Genomic DNA, 15,374 nt, shown 5'->3' on the forward strand with positions numbered 1-15,374 from the left:
CAACGCTGCACCGGCCGCCGGCACGGGCGCTTGCGCGCCTAGCATGGGCCGTCCCCGTCCGCGCGTGGGCCCGCGCGGCGCATCGATTTGCCCGATCGCGGGCGGGGTGCCGAAACGCCACATACTCTTTGCCTTCCTACTGGCGGCGCGCCATGCGGGCGCGCCACCGCCTTAAAACGTTTCCCAATCGTCGTCCGACTTGCTGCTCGATACAGCCACAGCCGGTGCCGCGCCGGCCATTGCCGCGCTGGCGCTCACTGCCGGTTTCACGGCTTTAGCCGCGACCGGCTGCGCGCGCTTCACGGGCGGGACGCTTTTCGCCACGGGCGCGGCTGGCGCGGCCGGCGCGGACGGTGCAGCTTGGGCGCCGGCACTCTGCGCGGCGGCCGGCACGCTCGGCGCAGCCGCGGCGGCGCTCGATGTCTCGGCTGCGGGGCGCGGCAAGCGCGGCGCGCTCGAACGCGTCGAGGCACGCTTCGAATCGATTTTGTGCGCGGAGACGGTGCTGACGCTCGGCTTGGCAGGAACCTTCGCTACCGCGCGCGTGACCGGTGCGGCCGGCGCGTGCGTGCCGTCGATACGCCACTGCGCGATGACCGACTTCAACTGGCGCGTCTGCTCCTCGAGCGATGCCGCGGCCGCGGCCGCTTGCTCGACGAGCGCGGCGTTTTGCTGCGTCACGTCGTCCATCTGCGTGAGGGCGCGATTCACGCCTTCGATACCCGTCGACTGCTCTTCCGAGGCCGCGCTGATCTCACCCATGATATCGGTCACGCGGCGCACGGCTTGAACGATTTCGTCCATCGTCGTGCCGGCTCGGCCCACGAGTTCGGAGCCGCTCGCCACCTTGTCCACCGAGTCGCCGATGAGCGCCTTGATTTCCTTGGCCGCCGCCGCGCTGCGCTGTGCCAGGCTGCGCACTTCACCCGCCACTACGGCAAAGCCGCGGCCTTGCTCGCCGGCCCGCGCCGCTTCGACGGCCGCGTTCAACGCGAGGATGTTCGTTTGGAACGCGATGCCTTCGATCACGCCGATGATGTCGACGACCTTGCCCGAACTCGCCGCGATGTCTTGCATCGTCGTGACGACTTGGCTCACGACGTCGCCGCCGCGCACCGCGATATCGGACGCATTGACCGCTAGCTGGCTCGCTTGACGCGCGTTCTCCGTGTTCTGACGCACGGTGCCGGTCAATTGGCCCATGCTCGTCGCCGTTTGTTGCAGCGACGCGGCTTGCTCTTCGGTACGCTGCGACAGATCGGTATTGCCGATCGAGATTTCGCGTGCGCCGACGTCGATGGATTCCGTGCCGGCGTGCACCGCCTTGACCATCGTCGTCATCGCCTGCTGCATGCGGGCGATACCCGCGTAGAGCCGGCCGATTTCGTTGGTGCCGGTGCCGCGCACCGAGCGCGTCAGGTCGCCGGCCGCGATGTGTTCGAAGTGCGAAACGGCGTCGTTGATCGGTTGAACGATGAGGCCGCGCAGCGCGAAGCGCACGAAGATCACGAGTACGACCGCCAGCACGGCGAAGGCGATGATCAGCGAGCTCATCAAGCTCACGTGCGCGCTCGACTGGGCATGCATCGTTTCCGCATGCTCCTGGCGCTCCTTGATCACGGCCGCGGCCGCCTTGTCGAAGGCGACGAACATCGGGCTGATCTTGGTATCGGCGATCGCGTGGTACGCCGCGAGATCACCGGCTTGCGCCGCCGCGAATTCGGGGGCGACGCCCTCGTGCAACACCGTCTCGTGTTGCGTATTGAGCGTATCGACGAGGGACTGATCGAGTCCTTCCTTCGGCGCGCTCATGAACGTTTGCCAAGCTTGGTTCGAGGACGCGAGCAATTCTTGCGCGCGCGCCAGCACCTTCTTGGCTTCGTCGGCGTTGTTGGCCTCCGACAGCGCGCGGAAACGATCGAGCGCGACGCGCGAACGCAACAAGTAGCTGCCCGTGTCGTCGAGCGCGTGGATCGCCGGTAAATCGCCGCGCGCGAGCGTGTCGAGCGAACTATTCGCGCTGGAAAGCGCGGTGAGCCCAAGCACGCCGACCGCGACGGTCAGCGCGACGAACACGGCACCGATGGCCGTCAACGTCGTGCGGATCGACCAGTTCTGCAACATCATGAATCTCCGGTAGGGTGCGCTCGAGCCCGCTCGCCTTATTGGGCGAACGTTTCGATGAGCGCCATTTCCTTGCTGACCATCAGTTTTTCGATATCCATCAGGATCAGCATGCGGCCTTCGACGGTGCCGAGGCCCGTCAGATACTCAGCGGTCAGCGTCGCGCCGAACTCGGGCGCGGGCATGATTTGATCCGCTGTGAGCGTGAGCACGTCCGACACGCCGTCGACCACCATGCCGACGACGCGATGCGCGACGTTCAAGATGATGACGACCGTTTGATGGTCGTACTCGACGCGGCCCAAGTGGAACTTGATCCGCATATCGACGATCGGGACGATGATGCCGCGCAGGTTGATCACGCCCTTGATGAACTCGGGCGCGTTCGCGATACGCGTCACGCTGTCGTAGCCGCGGATTTCCTGCACTTTCAGGATGTCGATGCCGTACTCTTCAGCGCCGAGCGTGAAGATCAGGAACTCTTGACCGGCCGCGTCGGCTTGCTGCGCGTCGCGGCGCCCGCCTGCGACGAGCGCGTTCGCGTTGTTGGATTGGACTTCTGCCACGTTAGCCCCCAAACGGTTGGGAATTACGAAAAGTTCATGGCGCCGTGCGACGCACGGCTCTCACGGTTTAGTGCCGCGACGTCCACGATCAGGGCGACGCTGCCGTCGCCGAGGATCGTCGCCGCCGAAATGCCGCGCACCTTGCGGTAATTCGTTTCGAGGTTCTTCACGACCACCTGCTGCTGACCGACGAGTTCGTCGATGAGCATCGCGAAGCGCCGGCCCTCGGTCTGCATGATCGTCACGATGCCTTGCGTCGGCTCCGTGCGCGCACCGTCCACCGAGAAGATTTCATGCAGCGGCACGAGCGGCAGGTATTCGCCGCGCACGCGCACCACGCGCTCGCCGTTGGCCACCGTGTAGATGTCCTCGGCAACCGGCTGCAGCGACTCCATGACGAAGTTCAGCGGCAGGATGAAGATTTCGTTGCCGACCTTCACGGACATGCCGTCCAAGATCGCGAGCGTCAGCGGCAAGATGATGCGTGTCGTCGTGCCCTTGCCCGCGTGCGAGGTGATCTCGACGTGGCCGCCCATCGATTGGATGTTGCGCTTGACGACGTCCATGCCCACGCCGCGGCCCGAGACGTCCGTCACCTGCTCCGCCGTCGAGAAGCCCGGCATGAAGATGAGGTTCCAGACTTCCTCGTCGCTCATCGATTCGCTCACCTGCATGCCTTGCTTCATGGCCTTGGCGAGGATCTTGTCGCGACGCAGGCCCGCGCCGTCGTCGGACACTTCGATGACGATGTTGCCGCCGTGGTGGGCCGCCGACAGCACGAGCTGGCCCGCGCCGTCCTTGCCCGCCGCGCGCCGCGCCTCGACGGTTTCGATGCCGTGATCCAAGCTATTGCGCACGAGGTGCGTCAGCGGATCGATGATGCGTTCGATCAGGCTCTTGTCGAGTTCGGTCGCTTGACCGAAGGTGACGAGCTCCACTTCCTTGCCGAGCTTCGCCGCGAGATCGCGCACGAGACGCGGGAAGCGGCTGAAGACGTAGTCCATCGGCATCATGCGGATGGACATGACCGTTTCCTGCAGATCGCGCGCGTTGCGCTCGAGCTGCGCCATGCCGTTGAACAGCCGATCGTGCAGCGCCGGATCGAACGTGCTCGTCGTTTCCGCAAGCATCGCCTGCGTGATGACGAGTTCGCCCACCAGGTTGATCAACTGATCGACCTTTTCCACGCCGACGCGAATGGAGCTGCCTTCGGCGCCCGCCGCTGCCGCGGCCGGGCGTGCCTTCTTGTCCTCGCCGGCCGGTGCCGGCGCGCTGGCCACGACGCTCTTGGCCGGCTCGGCCTTCGGTTCGGGTTCGGGCGCGGCTACAACCGGTGCGCTCGCCGCCGGCGCGGCAGGCGCCGCCGGAGCGGGCGCCGGCGCAGCCGGTGCCGGAGCGGCGGGTGCGCTTGCCGCCGCTGCCGGTGCCTCGCCGCCAGCGCCGGGTGCCGTGCCGCGGCCGAGCAAGATTTGACTCTCGTCGATCACGAAACAGCACACGGCGGTGATGTCGTCGGACGGCACGTCGGTCTCGAGGTAGACGATCAAGTCGCCGCCGCTCTTCACCTGTCCGACGATGTTGCCCAGGTTGCCCAATTCTTCGATCAGGAGCGCCTGGTCCTTCTCCCCCACCCCCCGTAGCGTAACTTTCAGGTGAGGCCCTTCATTGTTCGATTCGCTCGATGCCGTTTCCGCCGCGCCGTGCGCGGCCTCGACGGCCTGCTCGACCACGTGCTCGGGCGTGCCGCTCGGATGCTCGACCACGACCGGCGCGCTCGGCGCCGCCTCGGCGGGAGCGGGCGCGGCGGCCGCCGGCGCGCCGTTGCCCTCGTCGCGCAGCCGTTCGAGCTTCGCGCAGATCGCGCTAGCCGCGGCGGCATCGGGCTCGGCGCTCGCGCGATACGCGGCGAGCTGGTCGGCCAACACGTCCTTGGTCTCCAGGAACGTATCGATCATGTCCTTGCGCAGCGTCAACTCGTTGTTGCGCGCGCGATCGAGCAGCGATTCGAGGATGTGCGTGGTTTCGGTCAGTGCCGTGAAGCCGAACGTGGCCGCACCGCCCTTGATCGAATGAGCCGCGCGGAAAATGGCCGCCAAATCCTCCGGATCGGGCGTGCCGACGTCCAAGTTCAGCAGTAGCTGCTCCATCTGCGCGAGCAGCTCGTCCGCCTCGTCAAAGAACGTCTGATAAAACTGGGTAATGTCGAGTGTCATGCTTCAATCACCGCTAAGAGTCGTGCTTCGCAGGTAGCGCGTTGTGTGTCCGTTTGCATGCGCGCGCCGTGCGCCGCAAATGCCCTATCTGTTGCCTCGCGGCGCCGCTTTGGCTCAATGCGTGCGTCGCCGCCATCCGTTTTGCCGCCTTCGCGCGAGCGCTTTACGCGTTGAGCGCGTCGACGAGTTCCGTCAACGTATCGGGATCGAGCGGCTTCTCGATCCAACCAGTCGCACCCGCCGCGCGCGCCGCGTCCTTGAACGCCACGCCGTCTTCGGTCGTCAACACGAAGATCGGCGTCGCCGCGTAGGCGGGTTGCGAGCGCAGCGCGGCGATTACGTCGAGCCCGCTGCGCTTGGGCATGTATTGATCCGTCAGCACGAGATCGAACGTGCGCGCCAGCGCGCTTGCGAGCCCTTCGTCGCCGTCCGCCGCCACGGTCACTTCATAGCCGGCCGTGCGCAGCGTCGCCGCGAGGATTTCGCGCATCGCGGCCGAATCGTCGATCGCCAATATGTTTTTGATCATGAATGCCTCACACCGCACTCGGGTTCGCCGCGCGCTGGCCACCCTCGTGGCCGCCGCTCGCGCACCTGTTCATTTCCCCGCCGCCGGCACGACGACGCCCGTCGCCGTAGCCGTGGTTTTCGTCGTGCCCGGCACCGAAGGTGCGCTCGCCGCCACCGCCGCACCCGGCGCGATCTTGCCGACGAGCGGCGCCGCGCTCGCCGCATTGTCCGAGAGCGTCGTGGCGGTCGAGTCATCATGCATCAACGCGTCCTCGGACTTTTTGTTGAGAACGATGATACTTATGCGTCTATTCTCCGGATCGAGCGGATCGGCCTTGTTCAGGTTCTGCGTGGAGGCGAGCCCCAGCACGCGCATCACCTTCGACTCGTCCATGCCGCCGCCGATCAATTCGCGCCGCGACGCGTTCGCGCGGTCGGCCGAGAGTTCCCAGTTGCTGTAGCCCTTGCCGCCGCCCGCGTAGGGCACGGCGTCCGTATGGCCCTGCACGACGATGCGATTCGGCACATCGTTCAGCGTCTCGCCGATCGCGCGCAAGATGTCGCGCATGTATGGTTCGACCTCGTCGCTGGCGGTCGCGAACATCGGCCGCTTTTGCGTATCGACGATTTCGATGCGCAAGCCCTGCAGCGTCGAATCGATCCGGATTTGCTGCTTGTATTGGCGCAGCGCGGGGTTGGCCTCGATCGCGGCCATGAGCTTCACCTGCAGATCGTGCAGCCGCACCTGCTCGCGGCGCTCGAGCGCGCCTTGCAGTTGATTCATCGCCTCGTCGTCGGCCTTGACCGCCGAGTGCGTCGCTTGCGATGTCGTGCCGTCCGAGCGGCGCGTCACGCCCTGGGCGTCGGTCGAAATATCGCGGCCGCCGCCCTCGATGATGCTCGACTCCTGGGCGCTGCGTTGCCCGCTGCCGAGCAAGGCGGCCTTCAACGGCTGGTTGAAATATTCGGCGATCCCTTTCAACTGCACCGGCGTCACTGCGCTCAGCAGCCACATCAGCAGAAAGAACGCCATCATCGCGGTCATGAAGTCCGCGTACGCGAGCTTCCATGCACCGCCGTGGTGCCCCTTCTTCGAAGGCGCCACGCGTTTGACGATGATTGCCCGGTCCTTGCCTTTAGTCATGGGGCGCTGTCCTCGTTTGCCTGGCCGCTTACTTGGCCTTCACGCGGCGCACGTGCTCTTCGAGCTCGGCGAACGACGGACGCTCGGGAGAGAACAGCACCTTGCGGCCGAACTCGACGGCGATCGCCGGCGCATAGCCGTTCAGGCTCGCGAGAATCGTGACCTTGATGCACTGGAACATCTTCGTCGACTCGGCCACGCGCTGTTCCGCGAGGCTCGAGAGCGGCCCGATCAGGCCGTACGACAGCAAAATGCCGAGGAAGGTACCGACGAGTGCCTGGGCGATCATCGCGCCGAGCACCGCGGGCGGCTTGTCGGCCGACGCCATCGTGTGGACCACGCCCATCACGGCGGCGACGATCCCGAATGCGGGCATCGCGTCGCCCACGCGCATCAGCGCGTGCGCCGGGCCTTCGCCCTCCGCGTGGTGCGTCTCGATCTCTTCGTCCATGAGGCTTTCGATCTCGAACGCATTCATATTGCCGCCCACCATGAGGCGCAGGTAGTCGGTCAGAAACTCGACAATATGATGGTTGGCTAAAATCTTCGGGTATTGCGTGAATATCGGGCTCTTCTCGGGGTCGTCGATGTCGGCTTCGAGCGTCAACGTCCCTTCCTTGCGCGCTTTTGCAAGCAAAACGTAAAGCAGCGCCATGAGCTCCATGTATACATCCTTCGTATATTTGGAGCCCTTGAAGAGCGTCGGCAGCAGTTTGATGGTCGCCTTGATCGTCTTCATGCCGTTGCCGAGGATGAATGCCCCGACGCCGGCGCCGGCGATCATGAGCCCCTCTTCGGGCTGCACTAGCGCGCCTAGATGGCCGCCCGCGAGCGCATAGCCGCCGAAGACGGACAATACGGTAACGAGTGTTCCAACGAAAATCAGCACTGCCGGGTCCTCACAAGAGCGACGGGGAGACCGTCGTTAAACTGGTTTACGGCAGGTGAGCCGAAAACTTTGGGGGGAAAAAGGGATCGGTGACGTCGTGTAAACCAGGACGCCGCGACGGCCGCGGCGCGGCCGGCAAGGACCCGCGGCGGCCCGGTAGCGCGACGAGCGGCCGGAACCGTGCGGCCAATCGTCAGGCGGCGAGCTCGGCGACGTCCGGCCCGTCGCCCGCACAGCCTTGCCCCGCCTTGGCGGCGGCGGATTTCTTGGTCTTGCCCGCGCGCGAAGGCGGCTGGCAAAGCCCGCAGACGAAGCTGTGCTGCGGATCGTGCGCATGAGCGACGAATTGCCCGCGGCAACGCGAGCAGGACGTGAGTTGCAGCATCCCCGATTCGAAGAAGCGCACTAACGTCCAAGCACGGGTCAGGCTCAAGAGCGGCTCGTCGCCGTTCAGCGCCGTGTGCTCGAGATAGAGCCGGTAGCTTTTGACGATCGACTGGATGCTTTCGCAGCCCCCGTGCTCCGCCATGAACCGGTAAGCATTGTAAAAAAGCGACGAATGGATGTTCGGCTGCCAGGTCATGAACCAGTCCGTCGAAAACGGCAGCATGCCCTTGGGCGGCGAAACGCCTTTCAATTCCTTGTAAAGCTTGATGAGCCGGTCGCGCGACAAGCTCGTCTCGGCTTCGAGCAATTGCAGGCGCGCGCCCAATTCGATCAACTCGATCGCCAGGGTGATTTCCTTGACTTCGAGCACGACGCTCTTGGTTGCCATATCGGCCGTTTGCCCCGCTTAACTGATGGCTGATTGGTGACCGCGCTCGTGCTCGAGCCGGCTCGTAGGCGTCCGAGCCGTCAATTGACCGATTCGACCGGTTGGCTGGCCATCAGGATGGCGCTGTGGGACCCGGCCAGCGATGCGGCCTTGCTCTTATCGGCAAGCGCGGAGAGCACGGCGTGGTCGTCGAAGCGGAAACGGCAGAGCAGTTGGTTGGACGCGGCGAGCTTGACCGTCTGCGCGAACGACAGACTGGCCAGTACGTCGGCGAGCTGATTGTTGATGCCCATGCGGAACATGCCCATCGCCTTGTCTTCCCGCAGCAGGCGTTGCGCAAGCAACAGATACGAGAGATTGACTTCTTTGATCTCGCTGAGCATTTCGCTTGTGGCGCTCATGATTCCCCCGGTCAATCGATAGTGTCGACCCCGGCGCGGGCTTTAGCACTTGCGCGGGGGTTCCAATCCAAACCCAAGTGGTTCGGAAACGTTTGCTCGGCCGCGCGCTTGTCGATGCGCGATACCGCCGTTCTCTGGTCTTGGGCAAATTGTGTCGAATTGTAAAAAGGGTGGAAATAGGACGAGCACCGGCGATGCATGCCGGAAATGTCTTGAATGCGTGTAGGAATTTTTCCTACAACGAGCGCCCGCGTGGATTTTGGGGCGACCCGCGCGAAAGAGGGGGGAGCAGGCACGAGAAACGCTCACCGACGCAACGTTGCGCCGATGCACCGGGTCCCAATTATAGGAAGCCGCGTCATCACGTCGCAACAAATGCCGACCCACCAAAAATCGGAGTGTGTGTTTTTACCGGAATGCGCGAAAGCGTGCGGTACTTGCTGTTTCGGCCTGTAACAAGGATTAAGGCTTTGAAAACCCTCTCAGCCGAGCGGGCCTCGTTCCCGATAATGGCAAGGCAGCCCGGAGATGGCCGGCGGCGAAGCGCCGCCCCTTAAGCAACCACGCCCGCTCGAAAGGAGATTGACCCATGCGAATCGCACAGATCGCGCCGCTTTACGAAGCCGTACCGCCGAAGTTCTACGGCGGCACCGAACGCGTCGTGTCGTATTTGACCGATGCGCTCGTCGAGCTCGGACACGACGTCACGCTTTTCGCAAGCGGCGATTCCATTACGAAGGCCAATTTGAATGCGGCCTGGCCCCGGGCCTTGCGGCTCGACCCGACGATTCGCGATCCGCTCGCGCCGCATATGCTGCTGCTCGAAAAGGTGCGTCGCGTCGCGGCGGATTTCGACGTCCTTCATTTCCACCTCGACTATTTGCCGTTCTCGCTCTTCGCCGATGCGAGCACGCCGGCCGTCACGACGTTGCACGGGCGGCTCGACTTGCCCGAATTGCAGCCCGTCTTCGACACCTTCTCGGACGCGAACGTCGTTTCGATCTCGCAATCGCAACGTCAGCCTTTGCCGCAAGCGCGCTGGCGCGACACCGTCTATCACGGCCTGCCTGAACGCTTGCTCACGCCGCAGCCGCACTGCGAGCCCGAGTATCTGGCGTTCCTGGGCCGGATCTGCCCGGAAAAACGCGTGGACACGGCGATCAAGATCGCTGCGATGAGCGGCCTGCCTCTAAAAATCGCGGCCAAGGTCGATAAAGTCGATCGCGACTACTTCAAGCAAGAGATCGAGCCGCTGCTTTCGCAGGCCCATGTGGAATTCGTCGGCGAAATCGACGAAGCGCGCAAGCCGGAATTTTTGTCGCGAGCCAAGGCGCTGCTGTTTCCGATCGACTGGTGCGAACCGTTCGGTCTCGTGATGATCGAGGCGATGGCATGCGGCACGCCCGTGATCGCCTTCAATCGCGGCTCGGTGCCCGAGGTGATCGATCACGCGGTGACCGGTTATATCGTCGAGGACGTTCAAGGCGCCGTGGCGGCGCTACAGCACCTGGACGATCTCTCCCGCGACGAAATTCGCGCGCAGTTCGAACGGCGCTTTACGGCCCGAACGATGGCGCGCAACTACGTGAAGTGCTATGAGAAGCTACTGGAACAAGGAGCCGGGCGTACGCATTTGCGTAGCGTAGCCGCGGGATAACCCGCATCTCGGAAGGCATTGAGGCCGACTGCAATCGAACGGCGAAACGTCGATGAAACGTCGATTAGAGACGCGAAAAAATGTGTCAAAAAACGTCTTTCGCATTGCTCGGCGTCAATGTCGTCCGCGTCAATGTCCTCGTTTCGCATCGAAAACGGCCGGATTCATTAGCGCGCCGGCAAGCGCGCTCCATCGATCCAAATCCGGCGGCGCGGCATCACGCGCCGCGCCCGCACCGGCCAAACCTTACTGAGCGATAAGAAAGCGATCGCGATTCTTTCCGACAATCCACTTCGGCGGCTTGCCGCGACCGCTCCACGTATTGCCCGACTTCGGATCCTGATACTTCGGCGGCAGCGGCGCCTTCTTCGGCGGACGGCCGCGCCGCGCGCCTTCGGCGTAGCCGAGGTCATGCGCACTCAGACCGTACTCCGTGATCTTTTGTTTGATTTCCGCAATCACATTCGCCACTTCGGCACGGCGTGCCTCGTCTGCTTGAGCCTGCAATTTGGCGATCTGCGCCTTCAGTTCCGCGTATTGGGACATCGTGGTCTCCCTTGATTGAAAAACATGTTGCTCCGAGGTTAGACGGAACAAACGCCACTGGCAATGCCGAATTTACCCGATATGCCATGAAATCGTATGATAATTCTTAAAAACATGTTCACCGTGCGTAATCCCTCATTACCGGTCGAATAGCCGTGCTTGGCGCGCTGCCATTAGGGCGAATCCGGGCCGACTGACCTCGCCGCGGTAACTTGCCGTAAGAAAACCTCGAATAAGAATGCGCTGCAACCGCCATTCGGCCATTCATCGTTCACCCTCGGCCGTATCCCGCGCCGGCTCGAAACGACCCCGACCGGCTATGACGGTCGTTAGCATTCCGAAATAATGAAATGCCGAGCATCGAGCAAAAAGCGAGCACGATGCAGGCACGAGGCGCGCTGCTAGAATCGACTGGCGATCAAGGGCCTATTCCGGGTTCATCGCCGCTTACGGGAAGAACGCATGATGGGCCCGAATCCTCGATGCAATAAGAAATCGACAGCGGACCGACACGGCCGCCGGCCGCATCGGCCGGCCGGGCGGCGCCGGCTGCTGTATTGCGGCGCCTCGCTGCTGGCGGCCGCGCTCGCCGGCGGCCCCTCGATGGTATTGGCGGCGTCCAGCGCGCCGGCGCGGATCGAAACGCTCGTATTCGTTCGCCACGGCGAAAAGCCCAGAGGTGGGTATGGACAGCTCGACTGCCAAGGACTGAACCGAGCGCTGGCATTGCCTGCGGTGATCGCCGCGAAATTCGGCAAGCCCGATGCGATCTATGCGCCTAATCCTTCGATACAAAAAGTGGATTCGGGAACGTCATACGCTTATGTCCGGCCGCTCGCCGCGATCGAGCCCACGGCCATTCAATTCGGTTTACCGGTCGATACGGCCTACGGATATTCGCAGATCGACGTACTCGAACGAGAACTCGTCAAGCGGGAGCAGGCGGGCAAGCTCATCGTCACGGCCTGGGAGCATCACGAAATCGAGGATCTCGTGCAGGACATCATGACCCGGTACGGTGACGACGCAGGGCAAAAAGTGCCGCAGTGGCAGAGCGGCGACTTCGACAGTATCTACGTGGTGAAGCTCGCATGGGACTCGCCGAGCGCCGCACCGCACGCCACCTTCGCGCTCGATCGCGAAGGGCTCGACGGGCGTTCCGTCGATTGCCCATGCGCCGCATTGCCCGATGCGGCGCCCGCCGCGGGCCACTGAGCGCATCGGCGGCTCGTGGCGGATTTACGTCGGCGTGAGTTCGTCGGCGATCGAGAACAATTTGCGCAACTGATGCGCAACCCCGGCCTCGAAGTTGTTGCCGATCCGCGGCACGCCGGGTAAGCGGGCGATCAAATTCGGATTGGCGTTATTCATCATGAACGGATGCCCGGCCGTCTCGAGCAGATCGATATCGTTCATGTTGTCGCCGAACGCGACGCAATGCGCGGCATCGATCCGTAGGCGCTCGAGAACGACCTGAAGCGCGCGCCCTTTCGATACATTCGCGGTCATGACCTCGAGGCAATCGGGCAACGAATACGTCACGTAAAGCGTATCGCCGAACTCATGCGCCAATCGTTCCTCGATCAGCGCGAGATCGGCTGCCTCGCCGATATAAAGCACCTTCGCGATATCGCTCCCGTCGTGCGCGCGCGTATCGATCACTCGATAGTGAAAGCCCGAATCCTGGTGAAATGCCAGCAACTCGCGGGCATCCCGATCGATGAACCAAGCGTCGTCGGCAAACAGGTTCACGATAACGCGCCCGTGGGTGCCGACGATTTCGGGCTGCACGAGCCGGCGCACGACTTCGCGGGGCAGATCGCTCGCGTGGACGACCGTATCGTCGGGCGCATGCACGCGCGCTCCGTTCGAGGTCACGAGATAGGCGCGAATGCCGAGGATGTCTCGAATGCCGGCCACGTCGCAGTAATGACGGCCCGTCGCGATCACGAATTGAACGCCCGATTGCTCGAGCCGGCGCACGGTCGCCACCGTGAACGGGTCGAGCTGGTGATTGCTGTTCAAGAGCGTTCCATCGAGATCGGTGGCGACAAGCTTATACATGGCGGGAGACAAAGCGATGGATGAGAACGTAAGAAGAAGAAAGACTAGACCGCTATTTTATGCCGCCCCGCCCGAACCCTGCCCGGCGCTCGCATTCATTCGCCGGGCAAGCGCCAACGCGCCATGCGCGGAATCGGCCAGCGGCGCGCGCAACCGGGCGCGATGCGAGGCGGGAACGTACTGCGCGAGCGGCTCGGCCAATCCGCCGCACAGCGCGACGGGCAACCGGCCCGGCGCATCGAGCGCATCGACGAGCTTGGCAATGTCGCTGCCCGCTTGCGCCAGCAGCGCCGCGGCCACGGGGTGGGTGCGGTGAGCCAGCACCACGGGCGCGAGCTGCGCATAGGCCGTCTGATTGGCTTCGCACAGCCAGACGACGAGCCCGTCGCGATCGGCAACGCTCATCCGCGCGAGCAGCGCATCGGAAAACGCGTCGGGCCGAGCCCGCCCATCGAGCGCTTGCTGCGCGTGAACGACCGCACGCAGGCCGAGCCAAGCCCCACTCGCTTCGTCGCCCGACGGAAAGCCGTAGCCGCCCGCGATCTTGCAGCCGCCGTCACGATCGAGCATCGCCGCAATACTGCCCGTGCCCAGGGCAACGATGACACCGGGTTCGCCGCCGTGCGCGCCCAGCACGGTCGTGTAGGCATCGCTTCGCACGTCGAGGGCGGCCAGCTTCGGCGCCCGCGCGATGAATTCGGCCAGCCAATCGCGGTTGTTCACGCCGGCCAAGCCGCAACCGAGCGCGCAATGCGCCCAGTCGAGCGTCAACCCGGCCGAGGCGAACGCCTGAACGCAGGCCGCCTCGATCGCCGCCCAGGCGCGCGTCACGCCGAGCCCGAGGCCCGAGGCACCGCCCGTTGCGTGCCCGAGTTCGACGCCGCGCGCGTCGGCCAGCACGACCCGCGTGCCGGTACCGCCGCCATCGACGCCTAGCCAATACTGCACTGCTTCCATATTTGCCACCCGCGGCACCGCGCCGCCTCGCTAACGAAATCGAACGTCCGAAGCGTATCGGCTTCGGACGGCGCCGCCAATTACCCGAACGGCCGAGTTGCCGCCGCCAAGCGATCCGCTATGCTTGCGAGCAATCGAACCGCCGGGCCACGAGAGGCATCCATGACCGAACGCTGCAACTGGGTAAGAACCCCTGCCGACGCGCATTATCACGACACCGAATGGGGCGTGCCGTCGCGAGACGATCGGCATTTGTTCGAAATGCTCGTGCTCGAAGGGGCGCAAGCCGGCTTGTCTTGGTCCACCATTTTGAACAAGCGCGAAAACTACCGCCGCCTCTTCGAGAATTTCGACGTCGAAGCCGTCGCCCGCTTCACGCCCGCGAAAATAGAAGCGTTGCTGCAGGACCCCGGCATCGTGCGCAATCGCGCCAAGGTCGAAGCGGCCGTGCTCAACGCGCGCGCCGTCTTGCGGATTCGCGAGGAGCACGGATCGCTGGCCGCTTTCGTTTGGTCGTTCGTGGACGGCGAGCCCGTGCAAAACGACTGGGCGCTCTATAAAGAGCATGCCCCCGCTTCCACGCCGGCCTCGGACGCCCTGAGCAAAGCGCTCAAAGGCTACGGCTGCAAATTCGTCGGCTCAACCATCTGCTATGCGTTCATGCAGGCCGTCGGGATGGTCAACGACCATCAAACGAACTGCGCCTGCCGAGATCGCTGCGCCGCACTCGCCAAACGCACCCGCAAGCCCAAAGCCACAGCCAATCCCAAGAGCGTTGCGTAAGATTCACGCAACGCTCGGCAAAAAATGCTTGATCGACGCTGACGGCATAGGGAATATCCCACAAAGACTGTAATTTCGCCCATCAAGGCCGTTATAGCAGTCACGAGTCACGAAATATGTGCTGCATCCCGGCAGCGATCAAGATCATGAAAAATTTGCACTTCCGCACGCATCAGGAGCTGTTCGACCACGCCGTCGATCACCTGTTCTCCCAACAGCAAGCGGCGCTGCTGCCTCGCGGCGGCGGTGCTTACAACGGCTACCGCGGCGGCTGCCCGATCGGCCGACTGATCCATCCGCGCGACTACATGAGCGCGATAGAAGGCGTTCCGGTGCGCTACATCGATAAGCCGGCAACGGTGGTGCCCGCTTATATGGATGCGGGGGTGGCCGCGCTGAAGAAAGCGCTGCTCAAAGCGCGCGTGAATATTTACGACCCGACGACCGTGAGCCTGCTCAGCTGCCTACAGAACGTGCACGACGCGTTCGGCGTGTGGGAATGGCGCGAACGGCTCGCCTCGATCGCTCGACAGTTTGCCTTATCCGCCACGCGGCTAGAGAAGCACGCGGCCTAACTCGCGCGGGCGAGGAACGCGCGGGCAAGAGGTGCTCGCGCGCCTGCACGCGCCCGCTTGCGCGCTCGTCGTAACCGTCGATCACATCCGAAAACGCCAACGCAAACGGCGGTGAGGCTTCTTTCGAAGCCCACCGCCGTTTGCTTTTCCAGGCTTTGCCGCCTCGTCGA

At 63.8% G+C, this 15,374-nt stretch carries 15 protein-coding genes; 4 read left to right on the top strand and 11 right to left on the bottom strand.

All coding sequences use genetic code 11. The features are described from left to right. Window positions 1-171: 171 nt before the first annotated feature. From C0Z18_RS04040 to flhD, 8 genes are all read right to left on the bottom strand, one after another. On the bottom strand, window positions 172-2,124 hold the full coding sequence (locus C0Z18_RS04040; RefSeq protein ID WP_102644315.1) for a methyl-accepting chemotaxis protein: 1,953 nt from the start codon (window positions 2,122-2,124) through the stop codon (window positions 172-174). A 38-nt stretch (window positions 2,125-2,162) separates the two neighbouring features. Further along, complete coding sequence (locus tag C0Z18_RS04045) at window positions 2,163-2,690, bottom strand: chemotaxis protein CheW (RefSeq protein WP_102644099.1); 528 nt, start codon at window positions 2,688-2,690, stop codon at window positions 2,163-2,165. A 23-nt stretch (window positions 2,691-2,713) separates the two neighbouring features. Next, window positions 2,714-4,903: a chemotaxis protein CheA gene (cheA, locus tag C0Z18_RS04050; RefSeq protein WP_102644100.1), complete on the bottom strand. Its 2,190-nt coding sequence runs from the start codon at window positions 4,901-4,903 to the stop codon at window positions 2,714-2,716. 163 nt (window positions 4,904-5,066) lie between these two features. Then, complete coding sequence (locus C0Z18_RS04055; RefSeq protein WP_102644101.1) at window positions 5,067-5,432, bottom strand: response regulator; 366 nt, start codon at window positions 5,430-5,432, stop codon at window positions 5,067-5,069. A gap of 69 nt (window positions 5,433-5,501) precedes the next feature. Beyond that, window positions 5,502-6,557: a flagellar motor protein MotB gene (gene motB / locus C0Z18_RS04060; protein WP_102644102.1), complete on the bottom strand. Its 1,056-nt coding sequence runs from the start codon at window positions 6,555-6,557 to the stop codon at window positions 5,502-5,504. Window positions 6,558-6,585: 28 nt separating this feature from the next. Beyond that, on the bottom strand, window positions 6,586-7,446 hold the full coding sequence (gene motA / locus C0Z18_RS04065; protein ID WP_102644103.1) for a flagellar motor stator protein MotA: 861 nt from the start codon (window positions 7,444-7,446) through the stop codon (window positions 6,586-6,588). A 193-nt stretch (window positions 7,447-7,639) separates the two neighbouring features. Further along, on the bottom strand, window positions 7,640-8,221 hold the full coding sequence (gene flhC, locus C0Z18_RS04070) for a flagellar transcriptional regulator FlhC (protein WP_102644104.1): 582 nt from the start codon (window positions 8,219-8,221) through the stop codon (window positions 7,640-7,642). An 80-nt stretch (window positions 8,222-8,301) separates the two neighbouring features. After that, the gene (gene flhD / locus C0Z18_RS04075; RefSeq protein ID WP_102644105.1) at window positions 8,302-8,622 is read right to left on the bottom strand and encodes a flagellar transcriptional regulator FlhD; all 321 of its coding nucleotides are present in this window, start codon (window positions 8,620-8,622) and stop codon (window positions 8,302-8,304) included. A 589-nt stretch (window positions 8,623-9,211) separates the two neighbouring features. Here flhD and C0Z18_RS04080 point away from each other — a divergent pair. Next, on the top strand, window positions 9,212-10,279 hold the full coding sequence (locus C0Z18_RS04080; protein ID WP_102644106.1) for a glycosyltransferase family 4 protein: 1,068 nt from the start codon (window positions 9,212-9,214) through the stop codon (window positions 10,277-10,279). Between the two features lie 246 nt (window positions 10,280-10,525). On the opposite strand, the gene C0Z18_RS04085 is transcribed toward C0Z18_RS04080, so the two are convergent. Further along, a complete protein-coding gene (locus tag C0Z18_RS04085; RefSeq protein ID WP_102644107.1) occupies window positions 10,526-10,825 on the bottom strand; it encodes an H-NS histone family protein in 300 nt (99 codons plus the stop codon). 462 nt (window positions 10,826-11,287) lie between these two features. Between C0Z18_RS04085 and C0Z18_RS04090 the strand changes: the two genes are divergently transcribed. After that, on the top strand, window positions 11,288-12,040 hold the full coding sequence (locus C0Z18_RS04090) for a histidine phosphatase family protein (protein ID WP_102644108.1): 753 nt from the start codon (window positions 11,288-11,290) through the stop codon (window positions 12,038-12,040). Between the two features lie 24 nt (window positions 12,041-12,064). On the opposite strand, the gene C0Z18_RS04095 is transcribed toward C0Z18_RS04090, so the two are convergent. Together C0Z18_RS04095 and C0Z18_RS04100 are read right to left on the bottom strand one after the other, a co-directional pair. Then, window positions 12,065-12,889 (bottom strand): Cof-type HAD-IIB family hydrolase, encoded by an 825-nt coding sequence (locus C0Z18_RS04095; RefSeq protein WP_102644109.1) that lies wholly within the window; start codon window positions 12,887-12,889, stop codon window positions 12,065-12,067. A 57-nt stretch (window positions 12,890-12,946) separates the two neighbouring features. Next, window positions 12,947-13,846 (bottom strand): BadF/BadG/BcrA/BcrD ATPase family protein, encoded by a 900-nt coding sequence (locus C0Z18_RS04100; RefSeq protein WP_102644110.1) that lies wholly within the window; start codon window positions 13,844-13,846, stop codon window positions 12,947-12,949. Between the two features lie 162 nt (window positions 13,847-14,008). On the opposite strand from C0Z18_RS04100, the gene C0Z18_RS04105 reads away from it, so the two are divergent. Continuing rightward, window positions 14,009-14,629, top strand: coding sequence for a DNA-3-methyladenine glycosylase I (locus tag C0Z18_RS04105; RefSeq protein ID WP_102644111.1), 621 nt, complete (start codon window positions 14,009-14,011; stop codon window positions 14,627-14,629). 146 nt (window positions 14,630-14,775) lie between these two features. After that, window positions 14,776-15,204, top strand: coding sequence for a hypothetical protein (locus tag C0Z18_RS04110; RefSeq protein ID WP_102644316.1), 429 nt, complete (start codon window positions 14,776-14,778; stop codon window positions 15,202-15,204). Window positions 15,205-15,374: the final 170 nt, after the last annotated feature.

The organism is Trinickia dabaoshanensis (assembly GCF_002879885.1).
Classification (GTDB): domain Bacteria; phylum Pseudomonadota; class Gammaproteobacteria; order Burkholderiales; family Burkholderiaceae; genus Trinickia; species Trinickia dabaoshanensis.